Raw genomic sequence first — 22,675 nt, forward strand, 5'->3', positions numbered from 1 at the left:
GGCGGTGGGAACGGCGTCACCCCCGCGCACGGGTGGTGGCGGGGGTGACGGATGGTGCGGGTCAGTCGTCGCGGTGCGCGGCCCACCACTGCTGGCCGGTCTCGGGCAGGGTGTCGATCGGGTCGTAGTAGGCGTAGCGCTTGTTGAGCGCCTCCAGGTCGGCGGACTCGATGGAGGTGCGGTAGTTCTTGGTCCAGTAGGAGATGCCGCGGTCGCGGTCGTACTCGGTGAGCATGTGCACCCAGCGCTTGCCGACGAAGGGCACGTCGCAAACGATGCGCGGGGTGGCGTAGCCGGGCAGGTAGCCCATGATGTCGTGCTGGAGCTGCTGGGCGTGCCAGACGGGGACCCGCCAGTGCTCGGCGTTGGGGATCATGTCGCACATGTAGAAGTAGTACGGCAGGATGCCCGCTTCGCCCTGGAGCGCGAAGCAGAGGTCGAGCAGCTCGGGGGCGGTGGCGTTGACGCCGCGCATGAGGACGCCCTGGTTGCGGACGTCGCGGACGCCGACGTCGAGGGCGGTCTGGGCGGCCTTGGCGACCAGCGGGGTGATCGACTGGGCGTGGTTGACGTGGGTGTGGATGGCGAGGTTGACGCCACGTCGGGCGGCGGTGCGGGCGACGCGTTCGAGGCCCTCGACGACGTCGGGCTGGAGCCAGTGCTGGGGCAGGCCCATGAGGGCCTTGGTGGCCAGCCGGATGTCGCGGACGGTCTCCAGTTCGAGCAGCCGCATCAGGTACGACTCGAGGTTGCGCCACGGCACGTTGGCGACGTCGCCGCCGGAGACGACGACGTCGCGGACGCCGGGGTGGGCCTTGAGGTAGGTGATGTGGGCGTCGTAGCGGTCGACGGGCTTGAGGGTGAGCTTGAGCTTGTCGACGGCGGGGGTGGAGTTGCCGACGAGGTCCATCCGGGTGCAGTGGCCGCAGTACTGGGGGCAGGTGGAGAGCAGCTCGGCGAGGACCTTGGTGGGGTAGCGGTGGGTGAGTCCCTCGGCCACCCACATGTCGTGCTCGTGGAGTGAGTCGCGGCTGGCGTACGGGTGCGACGGCCAGTCGGTGCGCCGGTCGGAGGCGACGGGGATCATGTAGCGCCGGATCGGGTCGGCGAGGAACGCCTCGGTGGTGAGCGGCGCGAACGGCACCATCGTGTTGATCATCTGCGGCGGGACGAGCATCGACATCGTCGCCAGGGCGGCCTGGTCGGCGGCGAGGTCGTCGTAGAAGGTCTCGTCGACGAGGTCACCGAGCACGGTGCGCAGCTGCTTGATGTTCTTGACGCAGTTGACGCGCTGCCACTGGGCGTTCTCCCACTGGTCGCGGGTGACGTGTCGCCAGCCGGGGAAGCGGGTCCAGTCGGGTTCGACCAGGGGGCTGCGGCGGTATTCGTAGGGCTGTCCGGCGGTGGGGACCGCGACCGGCGTGGGGCGGGGCGCAGGGATGGTCTCCACCGGTTGGGTCTGGGTCACGGCCCCTCCTCGATGCGGTGCGGATGATCAGCGGCTCCGAAGGCTACTGGAAAATATCCGGCGAAGAAATTAGTCTGCCGTAAGTTTTCCCGCTACGCGAGCCCTGGCCGGGTTTTCGGGCGGCTGACAGGGGAGGTCGGCGTGACGTCACCGGTGGGTCTGCACCGCGTCGTGGAACCGGCGGGGGTGCTGCCGCAGGCGGCCTGGCGCCTGGACGCCAGTCCGGAGATCGCGGCGAACGAGGTCCGGATCCGGGTGGAGCGGCTGAACCTGGACGCGGCGAGCTTCCGGCAGCTGTGGGAGAAGCACGGCGGGGACGGGGAGAAGGTCCGCGCCGAGGTCCTGGACATCGTGTCGACGCGGGGGAAGATGCAGAACCCGGTGACGGGTTCGGGGGGCATGCTGATCGGCACGGTCGAGGAGGCCGGGCGGCGCTCGCCGCTGGGGCTGCGGCCGGGGCAGCGGGTGGCGACGCTGGTGTCGTTGACGCTGACGCCGCTGACGATCCTCGACGGTCTGGCGCGGTGGGACGGGCGCAGCGAGCAGGTGCCGTGCGACGGGTACGCGATCCTGTTCGCCCGGTCGATCGCGGCGGTGCTGCCCGAGGACCTGCACCCGGAGTTGTCCCTGGCGGTGCTGGACGTGTGCGGTGCGCCGGCGCTGACCGCGCGGGTGGTCGCCGAGCACGTGGCGCGGCGGGAGCGTGCGGGTGACCCGACGCCGGTGCGGGTGGCGGTGATCGGGGGCGCGGGCAAGAGCGGGTCGCTGTCGCTGGCCGCGGCGCGGCGGGCGGGCGCGCGGCGTACGGTCGGGGTGGTTCCGGTGGCGGCGGAGCGTGATGCGCTGGAGGCCGCCGGCCTGGCGTCGGTGGTGGCGTTGGCCGACGCGCGGGATCCGGTGGCGCTGTCGACGGCGGTGACGTCGGCGCTGGGGGCGCCGGCGGACGTGACGGTGGTGTGCGTGGACGTGCCGGGCTGCGAGCACGGCGCGGTGCTGGCCACCGCCGACGGCGGCACGGTGGTCTTCTTCTCGATGGCGACGAGCTTCGCGGCGGCGGCGTTGGGCGCGGAGGGCCTGGCGGCGGACGTGACGATGCTGGTGGGCAACGGGTACGTGCCGGGGCACGCGGAGCTGGCGATGGGGCTGTTGCGCTCCGAGCCGGGGGTGCGTCGTCTCTTCGAGGCGCGGCTGGCGGCAGACTGAGTGCCATGACGAACCCCTCGACGTTGTACCGCGGTGGCGCGCTGCACTGTCCGGCGGATCCGAGCGCGACGGCGCTGCTGGTGCGCGACGGCCGGATCGCCTGGTTGGGTGCGGCCGGTGACGCGCCGGCCGCCGATCAGGTGGTGGAGCTGGACGGGGCGCTGGTGACGCCGGCGTTCGTGGACGCGCACGTGCACGCCACGGACACGGGTCTGGTGTTGTCGGGCCTGGACCTGTCGTCGGTGCGGTCGGCGGGTGAGCTGCTGGACGCGGTGTCGGCGTTCGCGGCGGGCTTGCCGGGCGACGCGGTGGTGCTGGGGCACGGCTGGGACGAGTCGAACTGGGCGGACCGGCGGCTGCCGGACGCCGCCGAGTTGGACCGGGCGGCCGGTGGGCGGCGGGTGTACCTGTCGCAGGCGTCGATCCACTCGGCGTTGGTGTCGGCGGCGCTGCTGGCGGCGTGTCCGGAGGCGCAGGCCGCGCCGGGGTACGACGCGTCGGGCTGGTTGCGGCGCGACGCGCACCATGTGGTGCGGGCGGCGGCGCAGGGGTCGGTGACCCGGGCGCAGCGGGTGGCGGCGCAGCGGGTGGCTCTGGCGCACGCGGCGTCGCTGGGTATCGCGGCGGTGCACGAGTGCGGCGGTCCGGACATCTCCGACGAGGAGGACTTCACCGGGTTGCTGGCGGTCTCCGGTGCCGGGGTGCCGGAGGTGTACGGGTACTGGGGTGAGCTGTCGGGTGCGGCGCGGGCGCGGGAGTTGGGCGCGGTGGGCGCGGGCGGGGACCTGTTCGCCGACGGGGCGCTGGGGTCGCGGACGGCGCACGTGTCGTCGGCGTACCTGGACTCCGAGGGCGGGTCGTGCGGGCACGGGTACCTGAGCGTGGAGCAGGTGCGTGACCACCTGCTGGACTGCGCGGCGCACGGGATGCAGGGCGGGTTCCACGCGATCGGTGACGCGGCGATCTCCACGGTGCTGGAGGGGTTCGCGGCGGCGGCGGGGACGTTGGGCACGGATCGGTTGCGGGCGGCCCGGCACCGGGTGGAGCACGCGGAGATCATGAGCAAGCGGTTGATCGCCGGGTTCGTGGAGTACGGGATCGTGGCGTCGATGCAGCCGGCGTTCGACCGGTTGTGGGGTGGCGCGGGCCGGATGTACGAGTCGCGGTTGGGTCTGGACCGGTCGTTGGAGTCCAACCCGATGGGTGCGATGCACTCGGTGGGGGTGGCGTTGGCGTTCGGGTCGGATTCGCCGGTGACGCCGCTGGATCCGTGGGGGTCGGTGCGGGCGGCGGCGGCGCACCACAACCCCTCGCAGCGGATGAGTGTGCGGGCGGCGTTCGCGGCGCACACCCGGGGTGGGTGGCGGGCGGTGCACCTGGACAGCGAGGGTGTGCTGGCGTTGGGTGCGCCGGCGACGTTCGCGGTGTGGGACACCCCGGCGGGGGTGGATCGGGGTCTGCCGGTGCTGCTGGCCGAGGACCCGGAGCTGCGGGGTCCGCAGGATCCGACGCCGTTGCCGGTGTGCCGGCGCACGGTGCTGCGCGGTGAGGTCATCTACGAGGAAGGCAGTTCGTGACACAGAAGCTTGACCTGGATCCGGCGCTGGTGGCGCGGGCGCGGGAGTTGGCGCGCCGTGCCGGGGCGCCGGTGGTGGAGTTGGCGCGCAGTCACACCACGGTGTCGGTGGAGCGGGCGGTGCTGCGGCTGGCCGGGGTGAGCGGCGCGGACCCGGACGGTATCCCGTGGGTGAACCGGCTGGTCGACGCGGTGGTCGCGGACGTGGGTCTGGGGCACGGGGTCGCGGGGCCGGTGTTCGACGCGATGGCCCGCGAGGGTGTCACGGACGTGACGTTGCTGGCGCAGAAGGCCGCCGCCGGGTCGGTGCGGTTCGTGGTGCCGTCGGGCAGGGCGGCCACGGCCGCCCGCCGGGCCGCGCGGAAGGCGGTCGCGGCGGGGGTGCGGCTGGTCGACCGGCGCCGGGTCGAGCGGGAGCGCCTGGTGAGGCGGTACGGGGATCCGAAGCAGCGGCCGTGGATCTACCTGATCGTGGCGACCGGGGACATCTACGAGGACATTCCGCAGGCGCAGGCGGCGGCGCGGGCGGGCGCGGACGTGATCGCGGTGATCCGGTCGACGGGGCAGTCGCTGCTGGACTACGTGCCGGAGGGCGCGACCCGGGAGGGGTTCGCCGGGACGTACGCGACGCAGGAGAACTTCCGGCTGATGCGGGCGGCGCTGGATGAGTCGTCGCGGGAGCTGGGCCGGTACGTGCGTCTGACGAACTACGCGTCGGGTCTGTGCATGCCGGAGATGGCGACCCTGGCCGGTCTGGAACGCCTCGACATGATGCTCAACGACTCGATGTACGGGATCCTGTTCCGCGACATCAACCCGATCCGCACCTTCGTGGACCAGCGGTTCTCGCGGCAGGTGCACGCCCGGGCGGGGATCATCATCAACACCGGTGAGGACAACTACCTGACCACCGCCGACGCGGTGGACGAGGCGCACACGGTGACGGTGTCGCAGCTGCTCAACGAGTTCTTCGCGCACGAGGCGGGCCTGGCGGACTGGCAGTTGGGGCTGGGGCACGCGTTCGAGATCAACCCGGACGTGCCGGAGTCGTTCCGGTTGGAGCTGGCGCACGCGCTGCTGGCGCGGGAGCTGTTCCCGGATGCGCCGCTGAAGTGGATGCCGCCGACGAAGCACATGACCGGTGACGTGTTCCGGGGCAACCTGCTCGACGGGTTCTTCAACCTGGTGGGCACGATGACCGGGCAGGGGATCCTGCTGGTGGGGATGATGACCGAGGCGGTGGTGACGCCGTGGCTGTCGGACCGGGACATCGCCCTGCAGAACGTCCGCTATGTGCTCGGCGCGGCCGGGGGGCTGCACGAGGACTTCGTGCCCGCGCCGGGCGGGTTCATCCAGCAGCGCGCCAACCGGGTCCTCGGTGAGGCGCTGGACCTGCTGGAGCGGATCGGGGAGCAGTCGCTGCTGACGGCGATCGCCGAGGGCACGTTCGGGATCATGAAGCGGCCCGCGGACCGGGGCAAGGGCCTCGACGGGGTCGCGCGGCACGAGGCCGGCTACTACAACCCGGCCACCGACATCCTGGAAGGGCCGGCCGCATGAGCGCCGTGGAAACCGGCGGCGCCGCCGCCGGGAAGACGATCGTCCGGCCGTACGGGGACACCACCGGTGACGGCATGGTGCAGGTGTCGTTCACGCTGCCGGTGCCGTACGACAAGCGGGCCGAGGGCGCGGCGGTGCAGCTCGCGGCGAAGATGGGCATCGACCCGGCGATGCTGGTGCACGCCAAGCCCGTCGGCGACGGGTTCACGTTCTTCGTGGTGTACGGGCGGGTGAACCACCTGGTGGACCTGTCCGCGGTGCAGGTGGTGGAGCGCGACTACCCGCTGCTGGGCGCCAAGGAGGTCAACGCGGTGGTGAAGCGGCAGTTGCGCCGCAAGCTGTCGGTGGTGGGTGCGTGCATCGGCACCGACGCGCACACCGTCGGTATCGACGCGATCCTCAACGTCAAGGGCATCGCGGGGGAGAAGGGCCTGGAGTACTACCGGGAGTTGAAGGTCACCAACCTGGGCGCGCAGGTCAGCGTGCCGGAGCTGGTGGAGGCCGCCCGGGTGGAGAAGGCCGACGCGGTGCTCGTGTCGCAGGTGGTGACGCAGCGCGACGCGCACCTGCACAACACGCGGGAGATGTCGGCGGCGTTCCGGGAGGCCATGCCGGCCGGGAAGCGTCCGCTGCTGATCGTCGGCGGTCCCCGTTTCGACGAGAAGATGGCCGGCGAGCTGGGTGTCGACCGGATCTTCGGCCGGGGCACCACCCCGGGCGAGGTCGCGTCGTACCTGGTGCACGCGTTGATCACGAACAGGAAGGTGCCGGCATGAGCGACGAGCGGCTGGGTTTGAGGGTGACGCACCGGCGGTACGTGCCGTACGCGCACGCCCACTACGCGGGGAACCTGGTCGACGGCGCGTACGCGCTGGGCCTGTTCGGTGACGTCGCCACCGAGGTGTGCATCCGCACCGACGGCGACGAGGGTCTGTTCGCGTCCTACTCCGACGTGCAGTTCCGGGCGCCGATGAAGGCCGGCGACGTGCTGGAGGTGACCGCGACGGTCACCCGGGTGGGCACCCGCAGCCGCACCCTCGACTTCGAAGCGCGGGTGGTGTGCCGGGGGCGCCCCGACAAGGGGGAGTCCGCCGCCGAGGTCCTCGACGAGCCGGTGGTGGCGGTCACCGCGACCGGCACCGTGGTCGTACCGCCGGCGGCGTGAACGTCGCCGTCTGCGCCGACGTCGGCTCGACGTACACCAAGGTCGCGGTGGTCGACCTCGACGGCGGTGGCCTGCTCGCGGCGGCGTCGGCGCCCACGACGGTGGACAGTGACGTGCTGCACGGCCTGGACGCCGCGGTCGCGGCGGCCACCGCGCGGCTGCCGGTGGGCGACGCGCCGTGGTACGTGTGCTCGTCGGCCGGCGGGGGGCTGCGCCTGGCGGTGGTCGGGTACGAGCCGCTGGTGACGGCGCAGGCCGGCCGGCGGGTCGGCCTGTCGGCCGGGGCGAACGTGGTGCACGTGGCCGCCGGCCGGTTGGGCGCGGCGGACGTGGCGGCGTTGCGGTCCGCCCGGCCGGACGTGGTGCTGCTGGTCGGCGGCACCGACGGGGGTGACGCCGAGACGCTCACCCACAACGCGACGCGCCTGGCGAAGGCCCGGTGGCGGGTGCCGGTGGTGCTCGCCGGCAACGCCGACGCCCGCGACGACCTGCACGCCCTGCTCGCCGCCGGCCAGGTGCCGGTGACGGTCGCGGACAACGTGCTGCCCCGCATCGGTGTCCTCGCGCCGTCCTCGGCGCGGGCGGCGATCCGGGAGGTGTTCCTGCGGCACGTCATCGGCGGCAAGCGGCTGTCGCGGGGTACGCGCTTCGCGCGGCTGGTGCGCGCGGCCACGCCGGACGCGGTGCTGACCGGGGTGGAGGTCCTCGCCGACGGTCTCGGCGGGGACCTGGCCGTGGTGGACGTGGGTGGGGCGACCACCGACGTGTACTCGGTGCTGACCCCGGACGAGCGGGCCACCGGGCCGGGGCGGGAGGTCGCCGGCACGCTGTGGCGGGCCCGGACCGTGGAGGGTGACCTGGGGATGCGGTGGAGCGCGCCCGGTGTGGTGCGGGCGGCCGTGGAGGAGCGGCTGCTCACCGCGGCCGACGCCGGTGAGCTGACCGCGGCGGCGGACGCCCGTGCCGCCGACCCGGGTTTCCTGCCCACCGACGACGGGCAGCGGGCCGTCGACGCCCGCATCGCCGCGCTCGCCGCGACGGTGGCGCTGCGTCGGCACGCCCGGGGCGCGGCCACCGGTGAGCGCGCCGGCCGGGACCTGCGGGACGTGCGGCTGCTGGTCGGCTCGGGCGGGGTGCTGCGGCACGCCGCCGGAGACGTCGCCGCCGGGGTGCTCGGCGCGGTGCTGACCGACCACGCCGGCGGGTGGCCGCTGCCGCGCGCCGCCCGGCCGGTCGTCGACGTCGACTACGTCCTGGCCGCCGGTGGGCTGCTCGCCGCCGACCATCCCACCGCGGCCCGCGCCCTGCTGCACCGGATGGAAGGAAGGGCCCCCCGTTAACGCCTCGCGTGGTACAGGGGGCCCCTCTTAACAGCACCGGCGTGCCCGGGCGGTCAGCTCCCGCCGCCGGGGGTCGACCGGGGCGTCACAGTGACCCGGTCCGCCACGGGCCGGTGATCGCGAAGGTGATGCCGGGGCTCTGCACGTTGACGAACAGCCAGTTGCCGTTGCGCGGGTCGAACGTGGAGCCGCACCACTCCGACCCGGAGTAGTCGCCGGCCGCGACGGTCTTGCCGGGCACCCCTCCGGTGGGGATCACCACCTGGTTCAGGGCGAACGGGAAGATCACCCCGTCGGTGGTGAGGCCGTGCAGGTACTCCCCGGAGCTGCCGTCCTCGCACAGCACGATGCCGCCGCGCGGGCTGACGCAGATGTTGTCCGGGTTGTTCAGCACCGCCGCGTCGGGGGAGGCGAACAGCACCCGCATCCGCTCCGCCGCCGGGTCGTACTCGAAGACCTGGCCCTGGCCGGCCGGCCCGCCGCTGGTGGACACGATGTAGATGCGCTCGTTGCCGTACCAGGCGCCCTCCAGGCGGCGGAACACCGCGCCGCCGGAGGCCGCGCCCTGCAACGCCGGCCGGACCTCGCCGGGGGCGTAGTCGGGGTTGTCGATGGTCACCCACGTCAGGTCGCGGTACTCGGTGCCGGTGCCGTCGGTGTAGGTGGAGTACGACGAGGAGTCCGCCGTGGGGATCACCAGCATCTGCAGGACGCCGCCGGCGGCCAGCTCACCGGGGACGGTGGGCAGATACCGGTACAGGCCCGACGGGGTGGCGTCCTCGGTCAGGTAGACGATGCCGGTGGCCGGGTCCACGGCCACGGCCTCGTGGCTGAACCGGCCCATCTGCCGCAGCGGGCGTGGGTCGCCCTTGCCGGTGTGCGGCACCTCGAACACGTACCCGTGGCGGGTGCCGTCCGGGCCCAGTTCGGTGGTCTCCTCACAGGTCAGCCAGGTGCCCCAGGGGGTGGGGCCGCCGGCGCAGTTGCGGATCGTGCCGGACAGGCTCGCCCACGAGTCGGTGAAGGCGCCCGCGTCGGGGTCGAACACCAGGGTGGTGGTGCCGCCGGTGGCAGCCGGGTTGTAGGCGGGGGTGGTGAACGCGCCGGTGTAGCCGCCGCGTTCGTGGTTGCGGACCAGGGAGATCTTCCCGTCGCCGCGGCGGAACGCCGCCATGCCGTCGTGGGCGCCGGGCGTCGGGATGCCGTCGGACATCACGTCGCCGGTCCAGCCGTAGCTGAGGTACTCGAAGCCGCGCGGCAGGCGCAGCAGTTCCAGGCCGGTCGTGGCGTCCCGTACCGGGTGGAGCGGGCCGTAGTCGGGGCTGGCCGGCAGCTTCGCCAGGGGGGCGGCGCCGGCGGTGCGGGCGCCGAGGGCGTCGAGCGGGCCGAGCGCGGCCAGCGCCGCGGCGGTCACCCCGCCGCGTAGCAGGTTGCGCCGGTCCACACCGTCGATCGGACTCACATGCACCTCCGAGAAAGGGGTTGTCGTGTCGCCCCGACGCTAGGAGCGCAGGTGCGCAGCGTCACCGGATGCGGTGTGAACCTCAGCTGAACGGCGTGCCACCGTCGTCCGTCGGGACGCGCCGACGCGACACGCCGAATGTGACGGCCACGACTCGTCCGGGGTGGGTTGACAGCGCCCGGGGGGCAGCACGTACCGTCTTTGAGTCCTACTACGGGAAGCGGCTGTTGTTCGCTTCGTCCCTTCGTCCGCTGGCCGAGCGACATCAAGCAGTTCGTCGCGGCGGCCAGGTCCAGCGGGCGGGGGTCGGCGGGGCGGCGCGAACCGGCCGCGGTTACCGGTGTACGGGCAGGGTGAGGTGCACGGCCAGTAGACAACGGCCGGGCGGGGACAGCCAGTCCTCCGTCAGGTCGGTCCGAAGGTCGGCGTGCCCCATCCTCGCCCCACCGGCCGGGGAGGGCCTGGGAGCATCGGGGCGCGGCGGAAGCCGCGCCCCGATTTCATCTCACCGGTACGACAACACCTGCCGGGCCAGGCGCGCCGGTTGGCTCAGCGCGAGCAGGTGCCCACCGGGTAGAAGGTCGACGTCGACGCCGAGGCGCTCCCGGGCCAGCCGGCGTTGGAAGTCCGCCGGGAAGAACCGGTCGTCGCGGCCGGTGACCACCCGCGTCGGCACGTCCGGCCAGCGGCGCAGCGGGTTGGGCCGGACGAACACCGCCTCGGACTCTCCTCGGGGCTCGGCCGCCATCAGCCGGTCCACGACCGGCGCCGGCACGTCGTGGAGGAAGTCCACCGTCAGGTCGACGTCGTCGCTCGGCGTCCGACCCTCGGCGAGGGCGTACGCGGTGCGGGCCCGCGCCTGACCGGTCGCCTCCCACCACTGCCCGGGAGTCTCGCCCGGGGCGGGGATCATCGGGTTGACCAGGACCACCGTGGCCACCCTCGGGTCGTCGGCGACCAGTGGCGCGGTGAACGCGCCGAGGGACTGGGCGACCAGCACCACCTCCGACCGGTCGCCGATGGCGGCGCGGACGATGTCGGCGTACTCGGGCAGCGCGGCGGTGTCGTCGTCGGCGGGCAGGTCCACCGCGACGCTGTCGTGGCCGTGCCGGCTCAGCTCGGCGGTCAGCAGGTGCCAGTAGTCGGCGCTGCCGCCCGCCCCGGGGATCAGCACGTACGTCACGCCTGCCCCCGGCGTGCGAAGTCCTCGGCGGTGCCGCCGCCGGGGAAGCGGGTGGCGAAGTCCAGCACCCCCACCCACGTCGGGCGCAGGGCGATGCGGGCCATCTTCAGTCCCGGCGCGTCGGTGTCGGCGCGTACGGCGGCCTCCTGCTCCGCGCCGCCGTAGCGGCGGTGGGCGGCCAGGTACTCCGGGGCGACGCCGTCGACGTCGGTGACGGTGACCCGGCCGCGCAGCAGCAGCACCTCCGGCGGGGCGTCGGTGGTGTCGATGGTGACCGCCACGTCGGGGCGGGCCCGCAGGGCGGGGATCTTCCGCGCGCCGGCGAACGTGCAGAACACCACCTCGTCGCCGGTGTGGTGGAACATGATCGGCAGCACGCGCGGTGTGCCGTCGGACGCGACGTAGGCGAGGCGGGCCAGCTCCGTGGACGCGAGCAGCTTTCGCGCCACCGGATGGTCGAGCAGTCGTACGTCGCCCTGCGGCAGGGCGGTGGTCATGGTCACGGTTTCCCCCCAACGTGATGTGCTCCTAGATTAGGAGCAGTCGATTCGAGAGAGCAAGTGCTTTCGCTATCCTGGGTCGATGCGTTCCTACGACGATCTGTGTGGGCTCGCCCGGGCTCTGGCCGTCGTCGGCGAGCGGTGGGCACTGCTGGTCGTCCGCGAGCTGCTGCTCGGACCGAAACGGTTCTCCGACCTCAGCCGGGGCCTGCCCGCGATGAGCCAGAACGTCCTGTCCCAACGGTTACGCGAGCTGGAGCAGGCCGGACTGGTCACCCGGCGGGTCCTCGGGCCACCGGCCAGCGCCCGGGTCTACCAGCTCACCCCGCGCGGCCTGGAGCTGGAGGAGACCGTCCTGGCCCTCGGCCGGTGGGGCAGTCGCCAACCGTTGCCCGCCACCGGGCAGCTGAGTGTGGACGCGCTGATGCTGGCTCTGCGCACCACGTACCTCCCGGGGCCGGCCGGCGACCCGACATCGCCGGTGGGGGTGCGGATCGGCGCCGACGGGTTCGTCGCCGAGGCCGAACCGGACGGAAGCCTGACGATCACCCGGGACGGTGCGGACCGCTGCGCCGCCGTGGTGGAGACCGACGACGTCGGCACCCTGCTCGAAGTCGTCTACGGCTACCGGCCCCGCGAGGACGCCGAGCGCTCCGGAGCGTTGCGCGTCCACGGGGACCGGCGCATCGCCGAGCACTTCCTCGGCTGCTTCCCCCGCCCCGCCACCACCGGCGACGTCGCGCCGGACCCGCGGTCGTCCGAGCCGCGGCGGTAACCGCCCGCTCCGGCCCCGATGACGGGTCAGGGCGCCGCGGCGGCGAGATCCGCGTCGAGGCGCTCCAGGTAGTCGACAGCCCCTGTCCGCCGGCCGAGCGGGGCGGACTGACCCGACCAGAGGCTCGCGTGCTCGCGGTCCCCGGCCGCCGCCGCGGCGCGCCGCAGCGGCGCGGTGAGCGCCGACTGCGCCGGGTACGGCGCGCGGGGAACCGCCGGATCGGCCAGGGCGCGGGTGACCCGGTTGGGCACCCCACGGGCGAGCCGACCGGAGAAGGCCGACGTCAGGACGGTGCAGTGCCGGCCCGGGGCCGTGGTGAGCGCGTCCTTGTGCACGTCGGGTACCGCCGACTCGTGGGTGGCGAGGAAACCGCTGCCGATCTGCACCCCCTCGGCGCCCAGCGCGAAGGCCGCCCGGACCTGGCGGGCGTCGGTGATGCCGCCCGCCGCCACCACCGGCGCGGCGACCGCGTCGACGACCTGCGGGACGAGCGAGAGGGTGCCGACGAGGGACTCCTCGACCGGGCGCAGGAACGCGCCCCGGTGGCCGCCGGCGTCACTGCCGGAGGCGACGATCACGTCGACGCCGGCCTGGTCGAGGACGACGGCCTCCTCGACGGTCGTCGCCGTGGCCAGCACGACGACACCCCGGCGGTGCGCTTCGGCGACGACCTCGGCGTCCGGCACACCGAACACGAAACTGATCACCCGTGGCGCGGCCGCCAGGAGCGCGACGATCTGGTCGTCGTAGCGCGGCGCGGCCGGCGGCGGGCCGTCGGGGACGGCGACGCCGAGAGCGTCGTAGAACGGACGCAGCGGCGCGACGAACCCGGCCACCTCGTCGGCGTCGACCCGGACGTCCGCCTCGCCCGGCAGCGGCACCCACAGGTTGACGTTGACCACCCCGTCCGTGCGGGACGTCAGGTCCGCGACGAGCGCGGTGATGCCCTCGGCGTCGAGATGGTTCGCGCCGAAGGACCCCACCGCGCCGGCCTCGGCGACCGCCACGGTCAGATCCACCGAGGAGAGGCCACTGCCGAACGGGCCCTGCACGACCGGCCGGCGCAGGCCGAGCAGGCGACTGAAGCGGGTCACCGGCCAAGGGGAGGTGGACGAGGTCATCGGTGTCCTTTCACGGGCCGTCGTGCGGCGTGGTTACCCCGAGGAGCATCTTCTCGTAACGGGGGCCACCCCCGCGCTTCCGGGCGAGGCGGTCACCCGGGCGGCGGGCGGGTAGCCTTCACCCCCGTGATCGTGGTGAGGTGCCGGTGACGGCCGTGGACAGCAGTGAGGCGCACGTCGGGCAGGTGCGCGCGCACGCCGACGCGCCCCGCGCGCTGCCGATGCGCGTGGCGGTCGCCCTGGCGGTGACCGCCGGGCTGGCGCTGCTGCTGGCGTTCCCTCCGTACGGGCTGTGGCCGTTGGCGCCGGTCGGAGTGGCGCTGCTGGCCACCGCGGTGCACCGCCGCCGGATCCGCGCCGGCGCCGGGCTGGGCTTCCTGACCGGCGTGGCGCTGTTCGCGCCGATGCTGAGCTGGACGAACCTGCACACCGGCTACCTGCCGTGGGTGCTGCTGTCCCTGCTGCAGGCCGGCTACCTGGCGCTGCTCGGCGCCGCCGCCGCGTACGCGTCGCCGCTGGCCGACCGGTTCCGGGCGGCGTGGCCGGCGCTGACCGCCGTGCTGTGGGTCGGGCAGGAGGCCCTGCGGGACCGCACCCCCTTCGGCGGCTTCCCGTGGGGACGGCTCGCGTTCAGCCAGGAGGACTCCCCGCTGCTGCGGCTGGCCGCCCTCGGCGGCGCGCCGCTGGTGACGTTCGCCGTGGCGCTGACCGGCGGACTCCTGGCCGCCGCCGCGTGGCGCGCCGGGCAGCTGCGGGGCGGCGCGGCGGGCGCCCGGCGGTGGGCGCCGGTCGCCGGGCTGACCGCGGCGGTGCTGGCCGTGCCCGGAATCGGGCTGCTCGTCCCCGTCGGCGCCGCCCGCCCCGGCGAGGCGGTGACCGTGGCGATCGTGCAGGGCAACGTGCCGCGCCTCGGCCTGGACTTCAACGCCCAGCGGCAGGCGGTGCTGAACAACCACGTCGACGCGACCGTCGACCTCGCCCGGCAGGTGGCCGCCGGCACCCAGCGGCGACCGGACCTGGTGGTGTGGCCGGAGAACTCCTCCGACATCGACCCCCTGCGCGACGCCTCCGCCGGGGCGCGGATCTCCGAGGCCGCCGACGCGATCGACGCGCCGATCCTGGTCGGCGCCGTGCTGCGCGGTCCCGGCGCGGGCCAGGTGCGCAATGCGGGGCTGATGTGGCTGCCGGGGACCGGCCCGGACCTGGCGCAGCTGTACACCAAGCGGCACCCGGTGCCGTTCGCCGAGTACGTGCCGATGCGCGACATCGCCCGGATGGTCAGCAAGGAGGTCGACCGGGTCCGCGCGGACTTCGTGCCCGGCACCGAACCCGGCGTCCTGCGTACCCCGTCCGCCGTGCTCGGTGACGTCATCTGCTTCGAGGTCGCCTACGACGAGGTGGTCCGCGACACCGTCACCGGCGGGGCGCAGCTGCTGGTGGTACAGACCAACAACGCCACCTTCGACGTGGCCGAGGCACGCCAGCAGCTGGCGATGGTACGGCTGCGGGCCGTCGAACACGGCCGGCCCGCGTTGATGGCCTCCACGGTCGGTGTGTCCGGGTTCGTCGCCCCGGACGGGCGGGTAAGTGACGCCACCGGGTTCAACACCCGGGCGGTGGTGGTCCGGGAGGTCCGGCTCGCCGACGGGCGCACCCTGGCCACCCGGATCGGGCTGTGGCCGGAGGTGGCCCTGACCGCCGTGGCGGTGGCCGCCCTGGCCGGCGCGGCCGTGCTGCGCCGGCGGCGCGCGACGGTGGGCCCGCAGGAGCAGCCGCGCACCGGATGACGGCCGGCACGGGACACGGCCGGTGGAGGGGGAGCGGAGGAGTGGCCGAGGCGACCGACGTCCGGAGGCCCACGACGGGACACCCCGGCCTGGGTCGGGTGCTCGTGGTGATCCCGACCTACAACGAGGCCGACAACGTACGGCAGATCGTGACCCGGGTCCGGCGGGCCGCCCCGGCGGTGGAGGTGCTCGTCGCCGACGACAACAGCCCCGACGGCACCGGCGCGCTGGCCGACGCCCTCGCCGCCGCCGACCCGGGGGTGCACGTGCTGCACCGCACGGGCAAGCAGGGCCTCGGCGCGGCGTACCTGGCCGGGTTCGCGTGGGCGCGGGACCGCGGCTACGACGCGGTGGTGGAGATGGACGCCGACGGCTCGCACGCCCCGGAACAGCTACCGGCGCTGCTGCACGCCGCCGGTGACGCCGACGTGGTGATCGGATCGCGGTGGACCGCCGGCGCGCAGGTGGTGAACTGGCCGCTGCGGCGGCTGCTGCTGTCCCGCGCCGGCAACCTGTACGCGCGGGTGGCGCTGGGCATGCCGGTCTCCGACGCCACCGGTGGGTACCGGGTGTACCGGCTCAGCGTGCTGGAGTCCCTCGACCTCGACTCGGTGTGCTCGCAGGGGTACTCGTTCCAGGTGGAGCTGGCGAGACTGGCGCACCAGGCGGGGGCGCGGATCGTGGAGGTGCCCATCACGTTCGCCGAACGGGAGCACGGGAGCAGCAAGATGACCCCGCTGATCGTGGCCGAGGCGCTGTGGCGGATCACCTCCTGGGGGGTGCAGGACCGCCGGCGGGCGGTGCGGCGGGGCCTGCACGGCACCCCCACCGGTCAGGTGCGGTGGCCCTGAGCGCAGGCGTGTCATGCTGGACGGGTGGCGACGCCCCGCCGGCCCGCAGGCAAGCGGACGGAAGCGGACACATCCGGATGAGGGCCCCACTGAAGGCGGATGAGGTGAGATGCGCCGAGGACTGAGATTCGTACCGCTGGCGCTGCTGGCGGTGGTCGTACTGGAGCTGGCGGTGTTCGTGGCCGTCGGCCGTGAGGTCGGTTTCCCGACGGCGGTGCTGGCGGTGTTCGTCGCGTCGCTGCTGGGCCTGGTGCTGCTGCGCCGCGAGGGCATGCGGGCGTGGCGGGGTTTCCGGGCCTCCGCCGAGGCCGGCCGGCCGCCGGGCGCGCAGGTCACCGACGGCCTGGTCGGGTTGGCGGGCGCGCTGCTGCTCGCGACCCCCGGCCTGCTGAGTGGCCTGGTGGGCCTGCTGCTGCTGGTGCCGCCGGTGCGCCGGCTGGCCCGCGCCGGCGTGCAACGCGCCGCCGAGCGCCGGGTGTCGTCGATGGTCGCCGGTGACCTGTTCGGGCCGCGCCGGGTGCGGGTACGGCGCGGTGATCCGCAGCCACCGCCGCAGCCGGCCGCCGAACCCACCGTGGTCGACGGCGGCCGGGCCATCGAGGGCGAGATCGTCGAGCCCGGCCGCAGCTAGGCCCGTCTCCACACGCGAAGCGCCCCGGCAGCCTCTGCTGCCGGGGCGCTGTCGTGTCGTGCGGTGGCTGCTCAGGCCCGGCCGCGGCGGGTGCGAACCTCCTGCAGCCGCTCGGCGAGGATGTCCTCCAGCTCGGCGATCGAGCGCCGCTCCAGCAGCATGTCCCAGTGGGTACGCGGGGGCTTGGCCTTCTTCTGCTCCGGCTCGTTGCCGTCGACCAGCCGAGCGACGCTGCCGTCGAACTTGCACTCCCAGGTCGTGGGGACCTCGGCGTCGACGGCGAACGGCACCTCGAACTGGTGACCCTTGGCGCACAGGTACTCGCGGGTCTGACGCGGCGCGAGCTCCGTGTTCCGGTCGGATTCGTAGCTGACCGCGCCCAGACGGCTTCCGCGCAGCATACGCTCGCCCATGATCGACTTCCCCTCGTTCGTGGTGCTGGTCTTCTTGGTCCAACGGTCGGTTCCCGCCCGGCCATTCCCGCCCGTGGCGCTGCCGTGCGCACGGGCGGGCCGCACCAAGGGTAACCGGCCGTGTCGGGCACCCGGCGGGGTCGTCCCGGGGCCGGGTCGAAACGGTGGAGTGTTTCCGCTGCCAACGGGGATGTTAGCCGCCCGACGAGCAGCCGGAGGTTCGCCATGGCCAGTGACGCGCCGGTCGCCGCCCGACCGCCGGCCGGGCGCGGCTTCTTCGGGCATCCGCCCGCCCTGGCCACGCTGTTCCTCACCGAGATGTGGGAACGGTTCAGCTTCTACGGCATGCGGGCGATCCTGGTGCTGTATTTGACCGCGTCGCTGGCCGACGACGGGCAGGGCCTGGGGGAATCCACCGCCAACGCCGTCTACGGCACCTACAACGCGATGGTGTACCTGATGGCGCTGCCCGGCGGGTGGGTCGCCGACCGGCTGATCGGCGCGCGCCGCAGCGTGCTGTGGGGCGGCATCGTCATCGCCGCCGGTCACTACGTGATGGCGATCCCCGTCCGGTGGAGCGTCTTCGCCGGCATGGCGCTGATCGTGGTCGGCACCGGCCTGCTCAAACCCAACATCTCCACCATGGTCGGGGACCTCTACGACCGGGACTCGCCGCGCCGCGACGCCGGCTTCTCGATCTTCTACATGGGCATCAACCTGGGCGCGTTCATCGCGCCGCTGATCACCGGCTTCCTCGGCGAGAAGATCAACTGGCATCTGGGGTTCGGGGCGGCGGCGATCGGCATGACCTTCGGCGTGCTGCAGTACGTCCTCGGCGGGCGCCGCCTGGGCGACGCGGGCGCCCGGCCGGCCGACCCGCTGCTCGGGGCCGACCGGCGACGGGCGCTGAGCCGGATCGGCGTCGCCGCCGCCGTCCTGGTGCTGGCCGTGGCGGCGCTCGCCGTGGCCGGCCTGTTCACCGTCGACACCGTGGTCAACCTGCTCACCGCCGTCACCGTGCTGGTCACCGTGGTCTACTTCGCGCGGATCCTGCTCGACCGGGAGCTCAGCGACACCGAACGCAGCCGGATGAAGGCGTACGTGTGGCTGTTCGTGTTCGCCGCCGCGTTCTGGATGATCTACGACCAGGCCGGGTCGGTGCTGAACATCTTCGCCGCCGACAACACCGACCGGGACGTCGCCGGGTTCACCTTCCCGGCGTCCTGGCTGCAGTCGGTCAACCCGATCCTCATCATCATCGGCGCGCCCCTGGCCGCCCTGCTGTGGGTGCGGCTGGGCCACCGGGTCTCCACCCCGACCAAGTTCGCCGTCGGCCTGGTCCTCAACGGCCTGTCGTTCGTGCTGATGGCCGCCGCCGCGCAGGCCGCCGTCGGCGGCGACCTGGTCTCCCCGTGGTGGCTGGTCGCCGTCTACGCCGTCCAGGTCGCCGGTGAGCTGTCCCTGAGCCCGGTCGGCCTGTCGGCCACCACGAGGCTGGCCCCGGTGAAGTACGCCAGCCAGATGATGGGCCTGTGGTTCCTCGCCACCGCCGTCGGCGACGCCCTCGGCGGCCAGGTCGCCCGCCTGGCCGACACGTGGCCGCAGCCGACCTACTTCCTCGTCTTCGGCCTGGCCTCGGTGGTGCTCGGTGGCGCGGCGGTGATGTTCGCCCGGCAGATCCGCGCGCTGATGGCCGGCATCCACTGACCGCCCGGGCGCCCGGGGTCAGGACACCGGGGTCGGCGGCAGCGGCAGCGGCAGGCCGGGCAGGCCGTCGATGCTGGTCGCCACGTGGTCCTTGCCGGCGAAGTACGCGTCCAGCGACGCGTCGTCCTCCCGGGCGAACCGCCGGGCGTGCAGGTCCCGGTCGCTGTCGTAGGTCATGAACGGCACCGCGTAGCCGCACGTGTCCCGGATCAGCTCGGCGCGCACCACGATGATCGCCCGCAGGCCGTGCTGGCTGGTGTCGATGTCCGGGAAGTGACCGGCGAACTCCACCCAGCGGGGGTCGTCGCGGAACACCGGCTCACCCCGCCCGTGCACCCGCACGATGTTCGGCGGGCCGGTGAACGCGCACCACATGAGCGTGATCCGCCCGTTCTCCCGCAGGTGGGCGACCGTCTCGGCGTTGGAACCGGCGAAGTCCAGGTAGGCCACGGTGCGGTCGTCCAGGACCGCCCACGACCCGCGCAGGCCCTTCGGTGACAGGTTGATGGTGCCGTCACCGGACAGCGGCGCCGTCGCGGTGAAGAAGAGCGGCTGGTCCTCGATGAACGTGCGGAGCCGGCCGTCGATGCGCTCGTGTGTCTTGCCCATGCGGCCATCATGCCGCCGCACCGGCCCGACCCGCCGCCCGGTATCCCAGGGGCTGGTCAGCCGCGCGAACCCAGCTGCGCCAGGGCGGCGGCGAGGTGGCTGACCTGGTCGGCCAGCTGCGCCGCCCGCGTCCGCGCCTCGTCCCGGTCGGTCTCGGCGGCGCGCACGCGTACGGTCAGCTCGTCGATCGTGGCCTGCGCGGTCGCGCCGGCGGCGGTCAGGTCGGCGACCGCCGCGTCCCGCTCGGCGGCGAGCGCGGTCCGGTCCGTGGCTGCCCGCCCGGCGGCGGCGACCGCCTCCCGACGTGCGGAGTCGGCGCGGTCGCGGTCGGCCTCGGCCCGCTCCTGCGCCTGCCGCGCGGCGGCGGCCTGCGCCTGCGCACGCTCGGCCTCGGTGCGGGCCTGGTCGGCCTGCGCGGCGGCCTGCCGGGCCTCGTCGTGGCGGCGCTGCGCCCGGTCCAGGGCCTCGGCCGCCGCGGCGGTGGCCCGCGCGGCGTCGGCGCGGGCCGCGTCGCGCTCACCGGTCGCCTCGGCGGCCCGGCGCCGCTCGGCCTCCAGTTCGCCCCGGAGGGTACGCAGCTCGTCGCGGGCCGCGTCGCGGTCCCGTTCCGCCTGCGTGCGCAGCGCCTCCGCGGCACCGGCCTCCCGGCGGGCCCGCTCGCGGTCGGCCTCCGCCCGGTCGGCGCGATCGGTCGCGGCGGTCGCCTCCTGCGCGGCGCGGGCGGCCTGCGCGCGCGCCGCGTCCCGGTCGGCGAGGGCCGCGCGGGCCTCCTCGCGGGCCCGGACGGCGGCCGCGGCGGCGTCCTCGGCGTCGCGGCGCGCCTCGTCCCGTTCGGTCTGCGCCGCCGCCACCTGGTTCGCGGCGTCGGCGCGGGCCTGCGCGAGCTGCCGTTCCACCCCGACCGGGGACAGCTCCGCGTGCAGCGCCTCGGTGAGGGTGTCCACGATCTGGTCCAGCCGGTCCACGGCCTCCCAGGTGCGGGCCACCTGACCGGGCAGGCCCGGAGCGTTGCGGTGCCGCATCCGGCCGTTGCGGGAGGCGCGCTGGCAGGCGCCGTCGTTGTCCCGGCAGTACCGGAACGGGCGGCCGGCGCCGGCGCGCTGCGGCACCTCGCGTCCACAGTGGGCGCAGGGGCGGGTCTCGGGGGCGGTGGCCGGGGCGTCCATCGAGGGCGAAGTCTAGTGCGGGGACCGTCGGGCGGCGGCGGGGTGGTTCAGGCGTCCGCGCGGGCCGCCCCGTCGAGGGTGTAGCGGCGTTGCAGCAGCAGCGCGGCGAGCATCGCCGCCGCCGGCAGCAGCCCGAAGCCCCAGCGGATCGCGTCCAGCGCCGAGTCCGGCTGGACGACCGTCTCGCCGGCGGCGGAGGCGAGGAACCCGCCCGCGGCCAGGCACAGCGCGTACGCCCACGGGCCGAGCGCGGCCCCGGTGGCCTCGGTGGCGGTCCACACCCCGGTGTAGGTGCCGGCGGCGCCGGTGCCGGCGCGGATCACGTCGGGCACCATCGAGAACGGCAGCAGCTGCATCCCGGCGAACGAGACCCCCAGCACCGCCACGGCCGCCACCAGCACCGGCAGGCCGGCCGGGCGGCCCACCGCGAGGACGAGGGAGCCGGCCGCGAACGCGCCCTGCGCGGTCAGCAGGGCCCGCTGCTTGCCGACCCGGCGGGCCACCGCCAGCCACACCGGTGTGACCAGCAGCGCCGGCGCGACGAACGCCGCCACCAGGACGGTGGTCAGACCGGGACGGCCCAGCTCGTACTCGGCGTAGTAGGGCACGCCGGCGAGGACCAGGTGGGTGGTGGTGGACATCGCCAGGTACGCGGCGACCAGCCAGCGGAACTGCCGGTCGCGCAGGGTCGCGGTCAACGCCCGCCACCCCGCCACGTGCCCGCCGGTCGGTGCCGCCGCGGCCCGCCGCAACCGCGCGATGCCGGCCACCCCAACCAGCATGGTCACCAGCATCCCCACCGCGAGCAGCGCGCCCATCCGCTGGTAGCCGCCCCGGGTGGCGTCGTCCCCGCCGGCCAGCAGCGGCGCCAGCAGGCCGGAGACGAGGATTCCCAGGGTCAGGACCACCATCCGGAAGGCCATCAGCCGGGTCCGCTCGTGGTAGCCGATCCGCAGGTCCGCGGGGGTGGCCAGGTAGGGGACCTGGTACGCGGCGAACAGCAGGTTGCCGGCGACGAACGCGACCGCCACCCACGCGGCGGCCGGGGCGCCGGTCAGCTCGCCCGGCACCGCGAACAGTGCCGCGAAGGCGACCGGCAGGGCGCAGCCGAGCAGCAGCAACCGTCGCCGGTCGCCGCGGCGGGCCTGCTCGACGTCGCAGCGGTGCCCGATCCACGGGTGCAGCAGCACGTCGGCGATCTTGGGCAGCAGCAGGGCGAGGCCGGCCAGCCACGGCGCGACCGCGAGGACGTCGGTGAGGAAGTACAGCAGCAGCAGCCCCGGGACGGTCACCCAGATGCCCATGCCGACACTTCCGGCGGCGAAGCCGAGCAACGGCCCACGGGGCAGGGCGGTCGCGCCGACGCCGGCCGACTGCTGGTCGAGCCCGCTCATGGCCGCTTCCTCTCCGGGCGCAGCGCCCGCCAATCCAACGGTTGCTGGATTGTAGGGGCAGAATGGCGGTCATGACCATGCCCCGCCGCCGCCCGGGCCGCCCCCGCCGCGACGAGACACGGCCCACCCGGGAGGTGGTGCTCACCGCCGCCGCCGCGCTGTTCGCCCAGCGCGGGTTCGACGCCGTCGGGCTGCGCGAGGTCGCCGCCGCCGCCGGCGTCGACGTCGCGACCGTCGCCCACCACACCGGTACGAAGGCGCAGCTCTACGACGCCTGCTTCGCCCGGGTGTTCGAGGCCGAGCGGGAGGTCCTCACCGCCGCCGCCGAGAACGCGCGCGCGGCCCTGACCGAGGGGCCGCAGGCCGCGCTGCGCGCCCTGCACGACCTGGTCGACGTGTTCGTGGACTTCCTGGAGGACCGGCCGGAGACCACCGCGCTGTGGCTGCGTCGCTGGTTGGAGCCGCAGCGGCACGCCGACCTCGACGAGCGGTACGCCGCGCCGCTGTACCGGCTGGTCGCCGAGCTGCTCGACGCGGCGGCGGCCAGCGGGGCGCTGGTGGAGCCGACCCCGCACGTGACGGTGCGCGCCCTGGTCTGGGCGGTGCACGGGCACGTGGTGGCCCTCGCCGCCGGTGGCGGGTCGCCGGCGCGGCAGCGGCGGGAGTTCCGCCTCTTCGTGCACCGCCTCCTCGACGGCCTGTACGGACCGGCCCGCCCTTGACGTGCCGCGTCGCCCCGGCCATTATCCGACAGTCGTTGGATT

General features: G+C 74.3%; 21 protein-coding genes. 12 read left to right on the forward strand and 9 right to left on the reverse strand.

Features of this window, described 5'->3' with window-relative positions; genetic code table 11:
• Nucleotides 1–61 precede the first annotated feature (61 nt).
• Entirely contained in the window at nt 62–1,468 is a 1,407-nt protein-coding gene (locus ACIBR0_RS18805; protein WP_396717176.1) for a KamA family radical SAM protein, read from the reverse strand.
• Nucleotides 1,469–1,621: 153 nt separating this feature from the next.
• On the opposite strand from ACIBR0_RS18805, the gene ACIBR0_RS18810 reads away from it, so the two are divergent.
• From ACIBR0_RS18810 to ACIBR0_RS18835, 6 genes are read left to right on the forward strand one after another with little or no spacing between them, the layout of a single operon-like run.
• Entirely contained in the window at nt 1,622–2,671 is a 1,050-nt protein-coding gene (locus ACIBR0_RS18810) for a zinc-binding alcohol dehydrogenase (protein ID WP_396717408.1), read from the forward strand.
• Between the two features lie 5 nt (nt 2,672–2,676).
• On the forward strand, nt 2,677–4,248 hold the full coding sequence (locus ACIBR0_RS18815; protein WP_396717178.1) for an amidohydrolase: 1,572 nt from the start codon (nt 2,677–2,679) through the stop codon (nt 4,246–4,248).
• Entirely contained in the window at nt 4,245–5,807 is a 1,563-nt protein-coding gene (locus ACIBR0_RS18820; protein WP_396717180.1) for a lysine 5,6-aminomutase subunit alpha, read from the forward strand. Before ACIBR0_RS18815 ends, ACIBR0_RS18820 begins: the two co-directional genes overlap by 4 nt.
• Nucleotides 5,804–6,583 (forward strand): OAM dimerization domain-containing protein, encoded by a 780-nt coding sequence (locus ACIBR0_RS18825; RefSeq protein WP_396717182.1) that lies wholly within the window; start codon nt 5,804–5,806, stop codon nt 6,581–6,583. Before ACIBR0_RS18820 ends, ACIBR0_RS18825 begins: the two co-directional genes overlap by 4 nt.
• A complete protein-coding gene (locus ACIBR0_RS18830; protein WP_396717184.1) occupies nt 6,580–6,972 on the forward strand; it encodes a hotdog domain-containing protein in 393 nt (130 codons plus the stop codon). Before ACIBR0_RS18825 ends, ACIBR0_RS18830 begins: the two co-directional genes overlap by 4 nt.
• Nucleotides 6,969–8,312, forward strand: coding sequence for a glutamate mutase L (locus ACIBR0_RS18835; protein WP_396717186.1), 1,344 nt, complete (start codon nt 6,969–6,971; stop codon nt 8,310–8,312). The genes ACIBR0_RS18830 and ACIBR0_RS18835 overlap by 4 nt, the downstream gene beginning before the upstream one ends.
• Before the next feature lie 85 nt (nt 8,313–8,397).
• Here ACIBR0_RS18835 and ACIBR0_RS18840 read toward each other — a convergent pair whose 3' ends face one another.
• From ACIBR0_RS18840 to ACIBR0_RS18850, 3 genes are all read right to left on the reverse strand, one after another.
• Entirely contained in the window at nt 8,398–9,774 is a 1,377-nt protein-coding gene (locus ACIBR0_RS18840) for a PhoX family protein (RefSeq protein ID WP_396717188.1), read from the reverse strand.
• 505 nt (nt 9,775–10,279) lie between these two features.
• Nucleotides 10,280–10,957 (reverse strand): alpha/beta fold hydrolase, encoded by a 678-nt coding sequence (locus ACIBR0_RS18845; protein ID WP_396717190.1) that lies wholly within the window; start codon nt 10,955–10,957, stop codon nt 10,280–10,282.
• Nucleotides 10,954–11,454 carry a pyridoxamine 5'-phosphate oxidase family protein gene (locus tag ACIBR0_RS18850; RefSeq protein WP_396717411.1) on the reverse strand — a complete coding sequence of 167 codons (501 nt, stop codon included), beginning with the start codon at nt 11,452–11,454 and terminating at the stop codon, nt 10,954–10,956. The genes ACIBR0_RS18845 and ACIBR0_RS18850 overlap by 4 nt, the downstream gene beginning before the upstream one ends.
• Before the next feature lie 85 nt (nt 11,455–11,539).
• On the opposite strand from ACIBR0_RS18850, the gene ACIBR0_RS18855 reads away from it, so the two are divergent.
• A complete protein-coding gene (locus ACIBR0_RS18855; RefSeq protein ID WP_396717192.1) occupies nt 11,540–12,232 on the forward strand; it encodes a winged helix-turn-helix transcriptional regulator in 693 nt (230 codons plus the stop codon).
• 26 nt (nt 12,233–12,258) lie between these two features.
• Here ACIBR0_RS18855 and ACIBR0_RS18860 read toward each other — a convergent pair whose 3' ends face one another.
• Nucleotides 12,259–13,326: an NAD(P)H-dependent flavin oxidoreductase gene (locus tag ACIBR0_RS18860; protein ID WP_396717194.1), complete on the reverse strand. Its 1,068-nt coding sequence runs from the start codon at nt 13,324–13,326 to the stop codon at nt 12,259–12,261.
• 167 nt (nt 13,327–13,493) lie between these two features.
• On the opposite strand from ACIBR0_RS18860, the gene lnt reads away from it, so the two are divergent.
• From lnt to ACIBR0_RS18875, 3 genes are all read left to right on the forward strand, one after another.
• Nucleotides 13,494–15,140, forward strand: coding sequence for an apolipoprotein N-acyltransferase (gene lnt, locus ACIBR0_RS18865; RefSeq protein ID WP_396717196.1), 1,647 nt, complete (start codon nt 13,494–13,496; stop codon nt 15,138–15,140).
• Between the two features lie 41 nt (nt 15,141–15,181).
• Nucleotides 15,182–15,991: a polyprenol monophosphomannose synthase gene (locus ACIBR0_RS18870; RefSeq protein WP_396717197.1), complete on the forward strand. Its 810-nt coding sequence runs from the start codon at nt 15,182–15,184 to the stop codon at nt 15,989–15,991.
• Nucleotides 15,992–16,100: 109 nt separating this feature from the next.
• The gene (locus ACIBR0_RS18875; protein WP_396717199.1) at nt 16,101–16,622 is read left to right on the forward strand and encodes an FxsA family protein; all 522 of its coding nucleotides are present in this window, start codon (nt 16,101–16,103) and stop codon (nt 16,620–16,622) included.
• A gap of 71 nt (nt 16,623–16,693) precedes the next feature.
• Here the strand turns inward: ACIBR0_RS18875 and ACIBR0_RS18880 are convergent, their stop codons facing one another.
• Complete coding sequence (locus tag ACIBR0_RS18880; RefSeq protein ID WP_007460094.1) at nt 16,694–17,035, reverse strand: RNA polymerase-binding protein RbpA; 342 nt, start codon at nt 17,033–17,035, stop codon at nt 16,694–16,696.
• Nucleotides 17,036–17,260: 225 nt separating this feature from the next.
• On the opposite strand from ACIBR0_RS18880, the gene ACIBR0_RS18885 reads away from it, so the two are divergent.
• Complete coding sequence (locus ACIBR0_RS18885) at nt 17,261–18,742, forward strand: peptide MFS transporter (RefSeq protein ID WP_396717200.1); 1,482 nt, start codon at nt 17,261–17,263, stop codon at nt 18,740–18,742.
• Between the two features lie 18 nt (nt 18,743–18,760).
• Here ACIBR0_RS18885 and ACIBR0_RS18890 read toward each other — a convergent pair whose 3' ends face one another.
• Genes ACIBR0_RS18890 through ACIBR0_RS18900 form a run of 3 tightly spaced genes read right to left on the reverse strand, consistent with a single transcriptional unit; the run spans nt 18,761 to nt 21,911 of the window.
• Nucleotides 18,761–19,351 carry a pyridoxamine 5'-phosphate oxidase family protein gene (locus tag ACIBR0_RS18890; protein ID WP_396717202.1) on the reverse strand — a complete coding sequence of 197 codons (591 nt, stop codon included), beginning with the start codon at nt 19,349–19,351 and terminating at the stop codon, nt 18,761–18,763.
• A 56-nt stretch (nt 19,352–19,407) separates the two neighbouring features.
• Nucleotides 19,408–20,517 carry a hypothetical protein gene (locus ACIBR0_RS18895; RefSeq protein WP_396717204.1) on the reverse strand — a complete coding sequence of 370 codons (1,110 nt, stop codon included), beginning with the start codon at nt 20,515–20,517 and terminating at the stop codon, nt 19,408–19,410.
• A 47-nt stretch (nt 20,518–20,564) separates the two neighbouring features.
• A complete protein-coding gene (locus ACIBR0_RS18900) occupies nt 20,565–21,911 on the reverse strand; it encodes an MFS transporter (protein ID WP_396717206.1) in 1,347 nt (448 codons plus the stop codon).
• Between the two features lie 71 nt (nt 21,912–21,982).
• Here ACIBR0_RS18900 and ACIBR0_RS18905 point away from each other — a divergent pair, with 71 nt between their 5' ends.
• Nucleotides 21,983–22,633 (forward strand): TetR/AcrR family transcriptional regulator, encoded by a 651-nt coding sequence (locus tag ACIBR0_RS18905; protein WP_396717207.1) that lies wholly within the window; start codon nt 21,983–21,985, stop codon nt 22,631–22,633.
• The last annotated feature ends 42 nt before the right edge of the window (nt 22,634–22,675 follow it).

The sequence above is a fragment of the Micromonospora sp. NPDC049497 genome (assembly GCF_044465805.1).
Classification (GTDB): Bacteria; Actinomycetota; Actinomycetes; order Mycobacteriales; family Micromonosporaceae; genus Micromonospora.